Below are 15,471 nucleotides of genomic sequence, written 5' to 3'. Positions count from 1 at the left end.
CTCGTGTCGTGGACCGTGGGCGTTGCGATCGCGAAGCTCTCAAGATTATTGATCTATCTGCGATTTCTTCGACAAGCAGGCATCCGTTGCGTCGGAGAATGCTTTCGCGAGATCGCAAAAAAGAACCCGGAACACCGCTGGGGCGTCCCGGGCTCCATTGTGTCGCGCGGCGCCCGTCCCGCGGGACGAGCGCCGGGGTCACTGTGCCGTCACTTCATCGTCGGCATCACGAACTCGGCGCCGGCGCGGATGCCGGTGGGCCAGCGGGTCGTGATGGTCTTGAGCCGGGTGTAGAACCGCACGCCCTCCGGCCCGTGCATGTGGTGGTCGCCGAACAGCGACGCCTTCCAGCCGCCGAAGGAGTGGAACGCCATCGGCACCGGGATCGGCACGTTGATGCCGACCATCCCGACCTGGATCTGGTGCGCGAATTCCCGCGCCGCGTCGCCGTCGCGGGTGAAGATCGCCGTGCCGTTGCCGAACTCGTGCTCGTTGATCATCCGGGCGGCGGTCTCGTAATCGGCGGCGCGCGCGACGGCGAGGACCGGCCCGAAGATCTCCTCCTTGTAGATCGTCATCTCGGGCGTCACCCGGTCGAACAGGGTGCCGCCGACGAAGTAGCCGTTCTCGTAGCCCTGGAGCGACAGGCCGCGGCCGTCGACCACCAACTCGGCGCCCTCAGTAACGCCGCGGTCGATGTAGCCCTTCACCCTGTCGCGATGCTGCGCCGTGACGAGCGGCCCCATCTCGGCCTCGGGGTCGGTGCCGGGCCCGACCTTGAGCGCGCGCACCTTCGGCACCAGCTTCTCCATCAGCCGGTCGGCGGTGTCCTCGCCGATCGGCACCGCCACCGAGATCGCCATGCAGCGCTCGCCGGCCGAGCCGTAGGCGGCGCCCATCAGGGCGTCGACGGCCTGGTCCATGTCGGCATCGGGCATCACCACCATGTGGTTCTTGGCCCCGCCGAGGCACTGCGCGCGCTTGCCCGTCCGCGCCGCAGTCTCGTAGATGGTCTTGGCGATCGGGGTCGAGCCGACGAAGGACACCGCGGAGACGTCGGGGTGATGCAGGAGGGTGTCCACCGCCTCCTTGTCGCCCTGCACCACGGAGAACACGCCGTCGGGGAGCCCTGCCTCCTTCAGCCACTCGGCCATCACCAGGGCGGCGGAGGGATCGCGCTCGGACGGCTTGAGCACGAAGCAGTTGCCGCAGGCGAGCGCGACGGGGAACATCCACATCGGCACCATGGCGGGGAAGTTGAACGGCGTGATGCCGGCCACGACCCCGAGCGGCTGGCGCAGGGAGCTGCTGTCGACGCGGGTGCCGACATTCTCGGTGATCTCGCCCTTGAGGAGCTGCGGCGCGCCGGTGGCGAACTCGACCACCTCCATGCCGCGCTGGATCTCGCCCTTGGCGTCGGAGAGCACCTTGCCGTGCTCGGCGGTGATCACCGCGGCGAGCGCGTCGGTGCGGTCCTCGAGGATGCGCAGGAACTTGTTGAGGATGCGGGCGCGGCGCAGGGGCGGCGTGGCGGCCCAGGCCGGGAAGGCGGCCCGGGCGGCCGCCACCGCGGCTCCGACCTCGTCGGTGCTGGCGAGGGCCACGATCCCCGTCTGCTCGCCGGTGGCCGGGTTGAAGACCGGCGCGGTGCGGCCCGAGCGGCCGGGGGTCTGGCTGCCGCCGACGAAGTGTCCGATGGTGTTCATAGGGTGTGGTCGTCCTGATGATAGTCTCGCGGACCGGATGCGGATCGATCCGGGCTTGTCGGAGGGCACCGCGTCGTCCCGGGGCGAGGCTTGCCGGGAACCCGGGATCCCTGACCGCCGACGACGCATGGCCGCCGATGACGAAGGACGAGGCGGAACGCTGTTCGCCTCATCCGGACACGTGAGCGGTCATGGATCCCGGGTTCCGCTCGCGCGGCCCCGGGACGACGTGGACGGTGTCGTGTCCGTCGGGAATGGGTCCTACGCCGCCCGGCGCAACGCCTCGCCGAGCATCGAGGCCATCGTGTCGATATGCTCCGCTTCCGCGATCAGCGGCGGCGACAGGGCGATGATGTCGCCGGTGACGCGGATCAGGAGGCCCTTCTCGAAGCAGTCGGTGAAGACGTCGTAGGCCCGCGCGCCGGGCTTGCCCTCGCGGGACTCGAGCTCGATGCCGGCGATGAGGCCGATGGTGCGGATGTCGATCACGTGCGGGCAGTCGCGCAAGCCGTGCATCGCCTGGTGCCACTGCGCCTGGACCTGCGTCGTACGGGTGAGCAGGTTCTCTTCCGCGTAGATCTCCAGGGTGGCGAGGCCGGCCGCGCAGGCGACCGGATGGCCCGAATAGGTGTAGCCGTGGAACAGCTCGATCGCGCCCTCCGGCCCGTGCATCAGCGCGTCGTGGACCGCGCGGGTCGCGAAGACCGCGCCCATCGGGATCGTGCCGTTGGTCAGCCCCTTGGCGGTGGTGATCAGATCCGGCGTCACGCCGAAATAGTCGGTGGCGAAGGGCGCGCCGAGGCGGCCGAAGCCGGTGATGACCTCGTCGAAGATCAGCAGGATGCCGTGCTTCGTCGCGATCTCGCGCAGGCGCTCCAGGTAGCCCTTCGGCGGCACCAGCACGCCGGTCGAGCCCGCCACCGGCTCGACGATCACCGCGGCGATCGTCTCGGCGCCGTGGAGCGCCACCAGCCGCTCGAGGTCGTCGGCGAGGTCCGCGCCGTGCTCGGGCTGGCCCTGCACGAAGGCGTTGCGGGCGAGATCGTGGGTGTGGCGCAGGTGGTCGACGCCCGGCAGCAGCGGGAACATCCGGCGGTTGTTGACGAGGCCGCCGACCGAGATGCCGCCGAAGCCGACGCCGTGATAGCCGCGCTCGCGCCCGATCACCCGGGTCCGGGTGCCCTGGCCGATGGCGCGCTGATAGGCCAGCGCGATCTTGAGCGCGGTATCGACCGATTCCGAGCCCGAGCCGGTGAAGAACACCCGGTCGAGGACGCCGCCCGGCGCGATCGCCGCCAGGCGCTCGGCGAATTCGAAGGCGATCGGGTGGCCCATCTGGAACGAGGGCGCGTAGTCGAGGGTCGAGAGCTGGCGCTCGACGGCTTCCGCGATGCGGCGGCGGCCGTGGCCGGCATTGACGCACCACAGGCCCGCGGTGCCGTCGAGCACCGTGCGGCCGTCGTCGGCGGTGTAGTGCATGCCCTCCGCGGCGACGAGGAGGCGCGGCGCCGCCTTGAACTGGCGGTTGGCCGTGAACGGCATCCAGTAGGCGTCGAGGCTCGGGCGGTTGAGGCGCGGCGGATGGGCGTTCATGGCGGATGGCTCCTGGGGCGCGGGCGCCGCCAGACAAGACCGTTCCGGCAAGGCCAACAAGTCCTTTTCTCGCCCCCCGCAACCCTTTGACGGACCTCGTGTCCCGGTTAAGGTGTTGCCCGAGCCGCAACAGCCTCAACAGGGAGCCGGCGTGACCAACGACGAGGTGGGGGCGCGCCTGCGCCACGTGCGCATCCTGCACGGCCTGTCGCAGCGGGCGCTGGCCAAGCGCGCCGGGGTGGTGAACTCGACGATCTCGCTGATCGAATCGGGCCAGACCAACCCGTCGGTCGGCGCCCTCAAGCGCATCCTCGACGCGGTGCCGATCGGGCTCGCCGAGTTCTTCTCGCTGACGCCGGAGCGGACCGAGAAGGCGTTCTATGCGAGCGAGGAACTGGTCGAGATCGGCAAGGGCCGGATCTCCTACCGCCAGGTCGGCGACACCCTGTTCGGCCGCGCCCTTCAACTGCTGAAGGAGCGCTACGAGCCCGGCTCCGATACCGGCCGGGTGCCGCTCGTCCATGACGGCGAGGAGGGCGGCATCGTGCTCTCGGGGCGGCTGGAGGTGACGGTGGACGACGAGCGCCGGGTGCTCGGGCCCGGCGACGCCTACTACTTCTCCAGCCGCCGGCCGCACCGCTTCCGCTGCGTCGGCCCGCATCCCTGCGAGGTCGTCAGCGCCTGCACCCCGCCGACCTTCTGACCGGCTTGCCAAGCCCTGATCGTATACAATATGCCTTTCGAGCGAGCAGGTGGAGTTGAGAGCATGGCCGTGACGGCAGGCGCGCGCGGAACCCGGTCCGTCGCCGGGGGGCTCGGCCATCGCACCGTCTCGGCGGCGGTGGCGGACGCCCTGCGCCAGCGCATCCTCTCGGGCGCCCTCGCGCCGGGCTTGCAGCTGCGCCAGGACGCGCTCGCCGAGGAATTCGGCATCAGCCGGATCCCGATCCGCGAGGCCCTGCTGCAGCTCGAGGCCGGCGGCCTCGTGAAGATCGTGCCGCATCGCGGCGCCGTGGTCTCGGGGCTCTCCGTCGAGGAGATCGAGGACATCTTCCAGCTCCGGGTCTCGCTCGAGCCGCAATTGCTGATCCTCTCGGCGCGCCACCTGACGCCCGACGACTTCTCGGAGCTGCGCGCCCTGCGCGACGAGTACGGCGCCGCCCTCAAGGCCGGCCGGATCGAGCTCTGGGGCGAGCTCAACCGCCGCTTCCATCTCGGCCTGCTGCGCCATGCCGGCCGTCCGCGCTCGCTCGCGATCATCGCCGGCCTGCTCCAGGATTGCGACCGCCCGACCCGGCTGCAGCTCTCCGTCACCGGCGACGTGGCGCGCGCCGACATGGAGCACACCACGATCCTCGACCTCTGCGAGGCGGGGGAGGTGGCGGCGGCGGCCAACCTGCTGCGCATCCATGTCGAGCATGCCGGGCGGTCGCTGATCGAGATTTATCGCCGCTCCGCCGTCTCTCCGGCTTGATCCGCGCGCATATTTTATACAATCTGCGAATCGAGAGCCGCGAGGGCGCCCGATCCGGCGTGAGCGCGGCCGACCCGCGCGAGAAGCCACGGGTCTACGCGACACCGGGGAATCCCGGAGAGGAGACAGACCCATGTGGACAGGCGTCATTCCCGCCGTCACCACCAAGTTCACCGCCGACGGCGCCCTCGACCACGCCGAGATGGAGCGCTGCTTCGCGCTCCAGATGCAGGCCGGCTGCGACGGCCTGATCGTCTGCGGCTCCCTCGGCGAGGGCCCGATGCTGTCGCCCGACGAGCGGCTGGAGGTGCTGAAGACCGCCCGGTCGGTCGCCGGAGGCAAGCCGGTGCTGCTCACCGTGTCCGAGGCCGGCACCCGCGAGGCCTGCGCGCTCGCCGCGCGTGCGGCCAAGGCCGGCGCCGCCGGCCTGATGGTGGTGCCGAGCCCGATCTACCACACCGACGAGGACGAGACCGTCGCGACCCTGAGCGCGGTCGCCGCCGCCGGCGACCTGCCGGTGATGATCTATTCCAATCGCGTCGCCTACCGGGTCGACGTGACGCCCCGGATCATGGAGCGGCTGGCCGCCGACGCGCGCTTCGTCGCCATCAAGGAATCCTCCGACGACATCCGCCGCACCACCGAGATCATCAACCATTTCGGCGATCGCTTCGCGGTGCTGACCGGCGTCGACAACCTCGCCTTCGAGGCGCTCAGCGTCGGCGCGGTCGGCTGGGTCGCGGGCCTGGTCGTCGCCTTCCCGCAGGAGACCGTGGCGATCTACCGGCTGATGAAGGCCGGGCGCACCGCGGAAGCCCTCGAGATCTACCGCTGGTTCCGGCCGCTCCTCGACCTCGACGTCTCGACCTTCCTCGTCCAGAACATCAAGCTCGCCGAGGCGCTGGCGATCGGCTCGACCGAGCACGTCCGCATGCCGAGGAAGCCGCTCTCGGGCGAGCGCCGGGCCGCCGTCGAGGCGATCGTCCGCACCGCCTTGGAGCGCCGCCCCTCCCTGACGCTCGCCGCGTAAGGGCATCGCCTTGGCCCGCGAGGTCGTGATCGTCGGGGCCGGCATCGTCGGCCTCGCAACCGCCCATCACCTGCTGGCCGAGGGCTGGCGGGTGCGGCTGATCGAGCGCGGCGGCGTCGCCGAGGGAGCGAGCCTCGGCAATGCCGGCGCGCTCGCCTTCACCGACGTGCTGCCGCTCGCCTCGCCGGGCATCCTGCGGCGGGCGCCGCGCTGGATGCTCGATTCCCTCGGGCCCCTGGCGCTGCCGCCCGCCTACCTGCCGCGGATCGCGCCCTGGCTGCTGCGCTTCTGGCGCGCCAGCCTGCCCGACCGGCACCGCCACGCGACGCAGGTCCAGTCCGGCCTGATGCGGCTCGCCGCGCAAGCGATGGCGGCGATGGTGGAGGAGGCCGGCCTCGCCGGGCGGCTGCGGCGCGACGGCAACCTCGAGCTCTACGAGAGCGAGGCCGAGCTCGCCGCCGCCGGGCCCGGCTGGGCGGCGCGGGAGCGCGAGGGCATCGCCTTCGAGCACGTCCGGGCTGCGCGCCTCGCCGAGTTGCAGCCCGGCCTGTCGCCCCGCTTCGTCGCCGGCACCTTCACGCCGCACTGGATGACGGTCGACGATCCGCATCGTTTCGCCCTGGCGCTCCACGCCGCCGTCACGGCGAAGGGCGCCATGCTGACGACGGGCGAGGTGCGCGACATCGCGCCCGCGGGCAACGGCGTGCGCCTCACTCTCGCCGACGGCACGTCGCGCGACGCCGAGGCCTGCGTGCTCGCCGCCGGCGCCTGGTCGCGGGAGCTGGCCCGCCGCCTCGGCGACCGGGTGCCCCTCGACACCGAGCGGGGCTACAACACGACCCTGCCGCCCGGCGCCTTCGACCTGCACCGCCAGCTCACCTTCGGCGGCCACGGCTTCGTGGTCACGCCGCTCGCGACCGGCATCCGGGTCGGCGGCGCCGTCGAGTTCGGCGGCCTGCACCGCCCGCCCAACTTCGCCCGCGCCGACGCGATGCTGAGGAAGGCCGCGGCCTTCCTGCCCGGCCTGCGCACCGGGGGCGGCCGGCAATGGATGGGATTCAGGCCCTCGCTCCCCGACAGCCTGCCGGTGATCGGCCCCTCGCGGGCGAGCCCCCGGGTGATCTACGCCTTCGGCCACGGCCATCTCGGCCTGACCCAGAGCGCCGGCACCGGGCGGATCGTGGCGGACCTGCTGGCGGGGCGGAGGCCGGAGGTGGCGCAGGCGCTGGGCGCAGGGCGGTTCGGGTGAGACGCCCGCCTGAGCCCTCCCCCGCAAAGGGGGGAGGGTTCGGCCGCGGGGCCTCCCTCACGCCCCCCGCATCGCGTTCATCGTCAAGAGCTCGTAGGTCGCGGCCGTCTCCCCCGCCGCCGTCCGGATCTCCACGTCCCAGCGCACCTCGCCGTACTGGGCGTTGCGCGGCGACTTCTCCTTGGCGGTGAGCCGCACGCGGATCGCCTCGCCGGGCTGGATCGGCTTGAGGAAGCGCAGGGAATCGAGCCCGTAATTCGCCAGCACCGGGCCCGGATCGGGATCGACGAACAGGCCGGCGGCGAAGGACAGGAGCAGGTAGCCGTGCGCCACCCGGCCGGGGAAGAACGGGTGCCCCTTCGTCGCCTCCTCGCTCATATGGGCGTAGAAGGTGTCGCCGGTGAATGCCGCGAAGTGCTCGATGTCGTCGAGCGTGATCACCCGCTCGGCCGAGTGGAAGCTGCGGCCGATCTCCAGGTCCTCGAAATGGCAGCGGAACGGATGCTCGGGGCGGACATCCTCCGGCGCGCCCTTGATCCAGCTCCCCGTGATCCGGCTCAGCATCGCGGGCGAGCCCTGAAGCGCCGTGCGCTGCATGTAATGATTGAGCGCCCGCACGCCGCCGAGCTCCTCGCCGCCGCCGGCCCGGCCGGGGCCGCCATGCATCATGTGCGGCATCGGCGAGCCGTGGCCGGTCTGCTCCTTGGCGCAGTCGCGGTCGAGGACGACGAGGCGGCCGTGATAGGCGCCGACCCCGAAGACCAGCGCGGCGGCCGCCGCCGGATCGTGGGTGTAGAGCGAGGCGACGAGGCTGCCCTCGCCGCGATTGGCGAGGAGCGCCGCCTCCTCCAGCCCGTCGTAGCCCATCACGGTGCAGACCGGGCCGAAGGCCTCGAGCGCGTGCACGTGGCCGGCGCGGAGCGGATCGGGGCAGTGCAGCAGCATGGGCGGCAGGAAGGCGCCGGTCTCGGGGTCGGCCCCCTCGACGGTGAGCCGGGCCGGATCGCCGTAGACCAGCTCGGCCTCCGTCCTCAAGGCCTCGACCCGGGCGAGCACGTCGCGGCGCTGCGCGAGGCCCACGACCGGCCCCATCCGCACGCCGTCGAGGGAGGGATCGCCGATCCGCACCTGCGCCAGGCGCCGGCTCAGGGCCTCGATCACCGCCGGGACATGGGCGCGTGGCGCCAGCGCCCGGCGGATCGCCGTGCATTTCTGCCCGGCCTTGACGGTCATCTCCTTGGCGACCTCCTTGACGTAGAGGTCGAATTCCGGGGTGCCCGGCCCGGCATCGGGGCTCAGGATCGCGGCGTTGAGCGAATCGCGCTCGGCCACGAAATGCACCGCCTCGCGGGCGATCACCGGATGGCGCTGGAGCAGCTGCGCCGTCTCGGCCGAGCCGGTGAACGACACCACGTCCTGGCCGGTGAGGTGATCGAGCAGGTCGCCGGTCGGACCGACCACGCATTGCAGCGCGCCCGCGGGCAGGATGCCGGATTCGGCGATCAGCCGCACCAGCGCGTGCGCGACGTAGGCCGTGACCGTGGCGGGCTTCGTCACCACCGGCACGCCGGCGAGGATCGCGGGCGCGAGCTTTTCGAGCAGCCCCCAGCACGGGAAGTTGAAGGCGTTGATGTGGACGGCGCAGCCGGTCTTCGCAGTGAGCACGTGGCGCCCGACGAAGCTGCCGCCGCGCGACAAAGGCTCCACCGCCCCGTCGATCAGGAAGGTGGCGTTCGGCAATTCGCGCCGCCCCTTCGAGGCGTAGACGAACAGGGTCCCGATGCCGCCGTCGATGTCGATCAGGTTGTCGGTGCGGGTGGCGCCTGTCTGGTGCGACAGGGCGTAGAGCCCGTCCCGGCGCTCGTTGAGGAAGGCGGCGAGGCGCTTCAGCATCTCGGCGCGCTGGTGGAAGGTGAGGCGCCGCAAGGCCGGGCCGCCGACCCGGCGGGCATGGTCCAGCACCTCGGCCATGCCGGGTCCACCTTGGGCGAGGCCGCCGCTTCCCACCTCCGCCACCACCGCGCCGGTCACGGCGCTGCGGATACCGGTCCAGTCTCCCCCCGGCGCGATCCAGCGTCCCTGGACGTAGCTCTCCAGCCGCATGGCGTCCTCCTGCTCTTGCGCGCTCATTATTGACCGACCGGCCGGTTGGTCAAGCACGGCTCGACAGCGCCGGTTCCGCCCCGCTATCGGGGTCGGGAGATCCCGAAGGACCCGAATGGCCGACCTCCTCGCGCCGCTCATCGACCATTTCCACGCCCGCACGCCGATCCGCGCCGGCTCCCTGGTGGTCACGGTCTTCGGCGACGCGGTGGTGCCGCGGGGCGGGGTGCTGTCGCTCGAATCGCTCCTCGCGATCACCCGGGCCTTCCGCATCGGCGACGGGGTGGTGCGCACGGCCCTGTCGCGGCTCGTCGCCGACGGGTGGTTCGAGCGCTGGAAGCTCGGCCGCAACAGCTTCTACCGCCTGACCGCGTCGGGCGCCGCCGCCTTCGCGCGGGCGACCGCCCGGATCTACGGCCCGGCGGCGCCGACCTGGTCGGGCGCCTTCGACCTCCTCGTCCTCGACGGGGCCGGCGAGCGGCGGGCCGAGCTCGCGGCCGCCGGCTACGGCAGCCTCGGGCCCGACCTGATGATCGGGGCGATGCCCGTGACGGGCGGAGGGGAGGGGACCTCGGGGGAGGGAATCTCGGGGGAAGGGATCTCGGGGGAGGGGATCTTGCGCCTCGCTGCCCGGCCGGACGATCCGCAGACCGCCCGGCGCCTCGCCGCCCGGGCCTGGCCGGTGGCGGAGGTGGGCGCGCGCTACGCCCGCTTCCGGGACACCTTCGCGGCGGCCGGCGAGGCCGTGGCGGCGCGGCCGCCGGCGGGCCTCGACGCCCTGGTGCTGCGCATCCTGCTCATCCACGAGTACCGCCGCGCCGTCCTCAAGGACCCGCTGCTACCCGCCGACCTCCTGCCGCGGGACTGGGCCGGGGCGGCGGCCCGGTCCTTGTGCGCCACGATCTACCGCACCGTCGCGCCGGCGGCGGAGGCCTGGCTCGACGCCAACGCCACCACCGATTCCGGCGCGCTGCCGCCGCCCGGGGCCGCGTTCGCGGCGCGGTTCGCCGCCTGAGCGCCGTCCGTCCGGCGGGCCTCCCGCACCGCAACGTGTTACGAAAATCCTTGAAATCCAAAAATTCCGTGACATATTGGGTGCCACAACGCTGAGGGAGGCGCGGCCATGTACACGCAGGCCCTGAACGCCAGAGACACCACCGCCCCGGTCGCCGGGCCCGAGGAGGCCGCGCGCGCCGACCGGTTCCAGGCGCGGATCGACGCCGAGGAGCGGATCGAGCCGAACGACTGGATGCCGGAGGCCTACCGCCGCACGCTGACCCGGCAGATCTCGCAGCACGCCCATTCCGAGATCGTCGGCATGCTGCCGGAGGGCAACTGGATCACCCGGGCCCCGACCCTCAAGCGCAAGGCCGCGCTCTTGGCGAAGGTGCAGGACGAGGCCGGCCACGGGCTCTACCTCTACTCGGCGGCCGAGACGCTGGGCACCAGCCGCGAGGAGATGTTCGACCAGCTCCTCGCCGGCCGTGCCAAGTATTCCTCGATCTTCAACTACCCGACCCTGACCTGGGCCGATATCGGGGCGATCGGCTGGCTGGTCGACGGCGCGGCGATCATGAACCAGATCCCGCTCTGCCGCTGCTCCTACGGGCCCTACGCCCGCGCGATGGTCCGCGTCTGCAAGGAGGAGAGCTTCCACCAGCGCCAGGGCTACGAGATCATGCTGACCCTCTGCCGCGGCACCCCCGAGCAGAAGGCGATGGCGCAGGACGCCCTGAACCGCTGGTGGTGGCCCTGCCTGATGATGTTCGGGCCGCCCGACGCCGAGAGCCAGCATTCCGACCAGTCGGCGAAGTGGAAGATCAAGCGCTTCTCCAACGACGAGCTGCGCCAGAAATTCGTCGACGCGACGGTGCCGCAAGGGCAGTATCTCGGCCTGACCTTCCCCGACCCGGATCTCGCCTACGACGAGGCGGAGGGCCGCTGGCGCTACGGCACGATCGACTGGGAAGAGTTCAAGCAGGTGCTCGCCGGCAACGGCCCCTGCAATCGCCAGCGCATGAAGCAGCGCCGCGACGCCCACGCCGCCGGCGCCTGGGTGCGCGAGGCCGCGATGGCGCATGCGGCCAAGCGCGCCCGCCGCGCCGAGGCCGCGAAGGCCGCCGCGCTGCAGCAGGCGGCGTGAGGGAGGAGACGATGGCCGAGCAGAAGATCCCGCTCTGGGAGGTGTTCATCCGCTCCCGCAACGGTCTGGCGCACAAGCATGTCGGCTCGCTCCACGCCGTCGACGCGACGATGGCGCTCCAGGCCGCCCGCGACGTCTATACCCGCCGCGGCGAGGGGCTGTCGCTCTGGGTCGTGCCCTCCGCGGCGATCGTCGCCTCGGACCCGGCCGACAAGGACGTGATGTTCGAGCCCACCGCCTCGAAGATCTACCGGCATCCGACCTTCTACGAGGTGCCGGACGAGGTCGGGCATATGTGAAGACTTCCCGACCCGCGCTTCATCTCGCGCGGGATCCCTTCTCCCGAGTGGGTGAGGGTAGGGGCGATCGACGATCGCGCAGGGTGACCCGGTTCCGCGTGAAGCGCTGAAGGTGGTGCTGGCAGCGGGACGGTCCGAGTCTTCTGCGGAACCGTAGCACCCTCACGCGGGATCTTCGATCCCCCGGCCCCTCTCCCACGCGGGAGAGGGGAGATGTGCCCTATCCGCCACCGACGCGACTCGATCCCCTTCGAGGCCCCCATGCCCACCACCTCCCTCAGCCACACCGAGACCCCGCTGCTGGCCGGCATCCTGGCCCTGGCGGACGACGCGCTGATCCTCGGGCACCGGCTCTCCGAGTGGTGCGGCCACGCGCCGATGCTGGAGGAGGACATCGCGCTCGCCAACATCGCCCTCGACTGCGTCGGCCAGGCCCGCTCCTTCTACGCCTACGCCGCCGAGGTCGCCGGCGGTGGCCTCACCGAGGACGATTTCGCCTATCGCCGCGAGGTCGGGCAGTACCGCAACTGCCTGCTGGTCGAGCAGCCGAACGGCGACTTCGCCGGGACGATCGTCCGGCAGGTGCTGATCTCGGCCTTCGTCGATCCGTACTACCGGGCGCTGACGGCCTCCCGCGACGCGACCTTGGCCGCCATCGCCGCCAAGGCCGAGAAGGAGACCGCCTATCACCTGCGCCATTCCGGCGAGTGGCTGATCCGGCTCGGCGACGGCACCGACGAGAGCCACGCCCGCGCCCGCGCCGCCCTCGACGAGCTGTGGCCCTATACGGGCGAATTGTTCGAGGTCGATCCTGCGGAAGGAGCGCTGATCGAGGCCGGGACGCTGCCCGACCCGCGCGCCCTGCGGGCGGAGTTCGACGCCACCCTCGACCACATCCTGGGCGAGGCGACGCTGACCCGTCCCGCCGGGACCTGGATGCAGGGCGGCGGCCGGGCCGGGCGCCACAGCGAGCATCTCGGCTTCATCCTGGCCGACCTGCAATACCTGCAGCGGGCCCATCCGGGGGCGACCTGGTGACCCCCGCCGACGCCGATCTGGCCCGACGCGCGCACACGGCCGCCGCCACCGTGTGCGACCCCGAGATCCCGGTCCTCACCATCGCGGATCTCGGCGTCCTGCGCGACGTGACGGTCGAGGACGGCCGGGTCGAGGTCGCGATCACGCCGACCTATTCCGGCTGCCCGGCGATGGACGTGATCGGCATCGAGGTGCAGACGGCGCTCGCCGAGGCCGGCATTCCCGACGCCCGGGTGCGCCTGGTGCTGTCGCCGGCCTGGACCACCGACTGGATGACCGAGGCCGGCAAGCGGAAGCTCGCCGCCTACGGCATCGCGCCGCCGGCTCGAAAAGCCTCGCGCCGGGCTTTGTTCGGCGAGGAGCAGGTGACGTGCCCGCATTGCGGCTCGGCCGCGACGGAGAAGGTCTCCGAGTTCGGCTCGACCGCCTGCAAGGCCCTGTGGCGCTGCACGGCGTGCCGCGAGCCGTTCGATTCCTTCAAGTGCATCTGAGGCGCCGATGACCCCCCGCTTCCATCGCCTGCGCGTCGCCGACATCCGCCGCGAGACGCCGGACGCCGTCTCGATCGCCTTCGCGGTGCCCGAGGAGGCGCGCGAGGCCTTCGGCTTTGCCTGCGGCCAGTACCTGACCCTGAAGGCCACCGTCGAGGGCGAGGAGGTGCGGCGCTCCTACTCGATCTGCTCCGGCGTCGGCGAGACGGAGTTGCGCGTCGCGATCAAGCGCGTCGAGGGCGGGCTGTTCTCGGGCTTTGCCAACGAGACGATCGCGCCCGGCGACGAGATCGAGGTGATGCCGCCGATGGGCCGGTTCGGCGTCGAGATCCGGCCGGACGAGGCCCGCACCTTCGTGGGCTTCGCCGCGGGGTCGGGCATCACCCCGATCCTGTCGATCATCCGCACCGTGCTCGCCGCCGAGCCCAGGAGCCGGTTCTTCCTGTTCTACGGCAACCGCGCCACCGGCTCGATCCTGTTCCGCGAGGCGCTGGAGAGCCTGAAGGACCGCTTCCTCGACCGGCTCTCGGTCTTCCACGTCCTGTCGCGCGAGACGCAGGACCTCTCGGTCCTCAACGGCCGCCTCGACGGCGAGAAGGCGGCCCTGTTCCTGCGCAATATCGTGCCGGCGGCGCTCGTCGACCACGCCTTCGTCTGCGGCCCGGGCGAGATGATCGACGCCGTGGAGGGCGCCCTCCTGGGGCTCGGCCTGCCGCGCGAGCGCGTCCATGTCGAGCGCTTCACGGTCGAGCGGTTCACCCCTGCCGAGCCGGGCCGGACCCGCGCCGCCCGCCCGGTCTCGACCTCCGCCGCGCCGGCCGCCCTCGCCACGGTGATCACCGACGGCATCGCCACCGAGGTCCCGGTGGCCGAGGGAGAGGCGGTCCTCGACGCCGCGATCCGCGCCGGGCTCGACCTGCCCTATTCCTGCCGGGGCGGCATGTGCTGCACCTGCCGCGCCAAGGTGGTGGACGGCAGCGTGGCGATGGAGGTCAACTACTCCCTGGAGCCGTGGGAGGTGGAGGCCGGCTTCGTCCTCACCTGCCAGGCCCGGCCGACCTCGGGCCGAGTCACGGTGGATTTCGATCAGGTGTGATACCGCGGCACCGTCGAACGGACTCGTTCGACGGTGCCGCGGTATCACACCCGCTTCGGCAGCAGGAAAGCCAGGAGGCCGAGCGCCGGCAGGTAGGCGCAGAGGCGGAACACCTCGACGATGCCGAGCCGGTCGGCCAGAAGTCCGAGCCCGCCCGCCGCGAGGCCGCCGAGCCCGAACGACAGTCCGTAGAACAGGCCGCCGACCAGGCCGACCCGGTGCGGCACGAGATCGATCGCGTAGATCAAGATCGACGAGAAGGCGCTCGCCATGATGAAGCTCGCGAGTACGCTGAGCACTCCGGTCCAGAACAGGTCCGCATGCGGCAGCAGAAGGGCCAGAGGCAGCGGACCGAGGATGGAGATCCAGATGACGCGGTCGCGGCCGATCCGGTCGCCCAGCATGCCGCCCAGGATGACGCCGGCCGCTCCGACGACCAGGAAGCCGAACAGCATGAGTTGCGAGGCCTGCACGCTCACCCCGAAGCGTTCGATCAGGTAGAACGTGTAATAGGAGGTGAAGCTGGCCTGATAGGCGTTCTTCGACATCAGGAGCAGGATCAGGATCGTCATCGAGAACGCGACGCGGCCCGCCGGCATCACCGGCGCTCTCGCCTCCGTCACCTTCGCGCCCAATGCTTCCTGCTGCCGGCGCGAATTCATGGAGAGCGACACGGTCCAGGACATCAGCATCATCGCGAGGATCGCGATTCCCGAGAACCAGGACAGACTCGCCTGTCCGTGCGGAACGACGATCGCGGCGGCCAGCAGCGGGCCGATCGAGTAGCCGACATGGCCGCCGATCTGGAACACGCCCTGCGCGAGACCTTGCTGGCCTGCGGCGGCGTGCCGGGCCATCCGGGTGGCTTCCGGATGAAACACCGCGGAGCCCGTCCCGACGAGAGCCGCCGAAGCCAGCACCATCGCGTAGCTCGACGCGAACGAGAGGCCGAGGATCCCGGCCAGCGTCGCTCCCATCCCGGCAACCATCGCGTGCGGCCACGGCCTCCGATCTGTCACATACCCGAGCAGCGGCTGCAGGAGAGAGGACGTGACCTGGAAGGCGAGCGTAATGAGGCCGATCTGCGCGAAGTCGAGGCCATAGGTCTCTTTCACCAGCGGATAGATCGCCGGGATCATCGACTGCAGCGTGTCGTTCAGGAGGTGTGCGACGCTCAGCGCCGCCAACACCGGCATGGCGGGACGGGCGGCGGATTGGACGAGTGCTGCAGCAGGCATGGGGCAGCCTA

At 71.4% G+C, this 15,471-nt stretch carries 14 protein-coding genes; 10 read left to right on the top strand and 4 right to left on the bottom strand.

Features of this window, described 5'->3' with window-relative positions; all coding sequences use genetic code 11:
• Positions 1-209 precede the first annotated feature (209 nt).
• The gene (locus A5481_RS02095; protein ID WP_048434630.1) at positions 210-1,706 is read right to left on the bottom strand and encodes a CoA-acylating methylmalonate-semialdehyde dehydrogenase; all 1,497 of its coding nucleotides are present in this window, start codon (positions 1,704-1,706) and stop codon (positions 210-212) included.
• Between the two features lie 261 nt (positions 1,707-1,967).
• Positions 1,968-3,299 (bottom strand): omega-aminotransferase AptA, encoded by a 1,332-nt coding sequence (gene aptA / locus A5481_RS02090; protein WP_048434629.1) that lies wholly within the window; start codon positions 3,297-3,299, stop codon positions 1,968-1,970.
• Positions 3,300-3,450: 151 nt separating this feature from the next.
• On the opposite strand from aptA, the gene A5481_RS02085 reads away from it, so the two are divergent.
• The 4 genes from A5481_RS02085 to A5481_RS02070 all read left to right on the top strand — a co-directional run bounded on the left by A5481_RS02085 (position 3,451) and on the right by A5481_RS02070 (position 7,052).
• Positions 3,451-4,002 carry a cupin domain-containing protein gene (locus A5481_RS02085; protein ID WP_048434628.1) on the top strand — a complete coding sequence of 184 codons (552 nt, stop codon included), beginning with the start codon at positions 3,451-3,453 and terminating at the stop codon, positions 4,000-4,002.
• A 63-nt stretch (positions 4,003-4,065) separates the two neighbouring features.
• A complete protein-coding gene (locus A5481_RS02080; RefSeq protein WP_048434627.1) occupies positions 4,066-4,773 on the top strand; it encodes a GntR family transcriptional regulator in 708 nt (235 codons plus the stop codon).
• 133 nt (positions 4,774-4,906) lie between these two features.
• The gene (locus A5481_RS02075) at positions 4,907-5,803 is read left to right on the top strand and encodes a dihydrodipicolinate synthase family protein (RefSeq protein ID WP_048434626.1); all 897 of its coding nucleotides are present in this window, start codon (positions 4,907-4,909) and stop codon (positions 5,801-5,803) included.
• 10 nt (positions 5,804-5,813) lie between these two features.
• Positions 5,814-7,052 (top strand): NAD(P)/FAD-dependent oxidoreductase, encoded by a 1,239-nt coding sequence (locus A5481_RS02070; protein WP_425339742.1) that lies wholly within the window; start codon positions 5,814-5,816, stop codon positions 7,050-7,052.
• Positions 7,053-7,109: 57 nt separating this feature from the next.
• Here the strand turns inward: A5481_RS02070 and paaZ are convergent, their stop codons facing one another.
• Entirely contained in the window at positions 7,110-9,155 is a 2,046-nt protein-coding gene (gene paaZ, locus A5481_RS02065; protein ID WP_048434624.1) for a phenylacetic acid degradation bifunctional protein PaaZ, read from the bottom strand.
• Between the two features lie 115 nt (positions 9,156-9,270).
• Here paaZ and A5481_RS02060 point away from each other — a divergent pair, with 115 nt between their 5' ends.
• The 6 genes from A5481_RS02060 to paaE all read left to right on the top strand — a co-directional run bounded on the left by A5481_RS02060 (position 9,271) and on the right by paaE (position 14,222).
• Positions 9,271-10,170, top strand: coding sequence for a PaaX family transcriptional regulator C-terminal domain-containing protein (locus A5481_RS02060; RefSeq protein WP_064503747.1), 900 nt, complete (start codon positions 9,271-9,273; stop codon positions 10,168-10,170).
• Positions 10,171-10,278: 108 nt separating this feature from the next.
• A complete protein-coding gene (gene paaA, locus A5481_RS02055) occupies positions 10,279-11,298 on the top strand; it encodes a 1,2-phenylacetyl-CoA epoxidase subunit PaaA (RefSeq protein WP_048435246.1) in 1,020 nt (339 codons plus the stop codon).
• Positions 11,299-11,309: 11 nt separating this feature from the next.
• Positions 11,310-11,597 (top strand): 1,2-phenylacetyl-CoA epoxidase subunit PaaB, encoded by a 288-nt coding sequence (paaB, locus tag A5481_RS02050; RefSeq protein ID WP_048435245.1) that lies wholly within the window; start codon positions 11,310-11,312, stop codon positions 11,595-11,597.
• A gap of 261 nt (positions 11,598-11,858) precedes the next feature.
• Positions 11,859-12,635, top strand: coding sequence for a 1,2-phenylacetyl-CoA epoxidase subunit PaaC (gene paaC, locus A5481_RS02045; protein ID WP_048435249.1), 777 nt, complete (start codon positions 11,859-11,861; stop codon positions 12,633-12,635).
• Positions 12,629-13,126, top strand: a complete 498-nt coding sequence (gene paaD, locus A5481_RS02040) for a 1,2-phenylacetyl-CoA epoxidase subunit PaaD (RefSeq protein WP_048435248.1) — start codon at positions 12,629-12,631, stop codon at positions 13,124-13,126. Before paaC ends, paaD begins: the two co-directional genes overlap by 7 nt.
• Positions 13,127-13,133: 7 nt before the next feature.
• Complete coding sequence (gene paaE / locus A5481_RS02035; protein ID WP_048435244.1) at positions 13,134-14,222, top strand: 1,2-phenylacetyl-CoA epoxidase subunit PaaE; 1,089 nt, start codon at positions 13,134-13,136, stop codon at positions 14,220-14,222.
• Positions 14,223-14,266: 44 nt separating this feature from the next.
• Here paaE and A5481_RS02030 read toward each other — a convergent pair whose 3' ends face one another.
• Entirely contained in the window at positions 14,267-15,460 is a 1,194-nt protein-coding gene (locus A5481_RS02030; protein ID WP_048435243.1) for an MFS transporter, read from the bottom strand.
• Positions 15,461-15,471: the final 11 nt, after the last annotated feature.

This window comes from Methylobacterium platani, assembly GCF_001653715.1.
GTDB lineage: Bacteria > Pseudomonadota > Alphaproteobacteria > Rhizobiales > Beijerinckiaceae > Methylobacterium > Methylobacterium platani.
The sequence above is the reverse complement of the archived record's forward strand: the minus strand, read 5'-3'. Positions and strand labels throughout refer to the sequence as shown.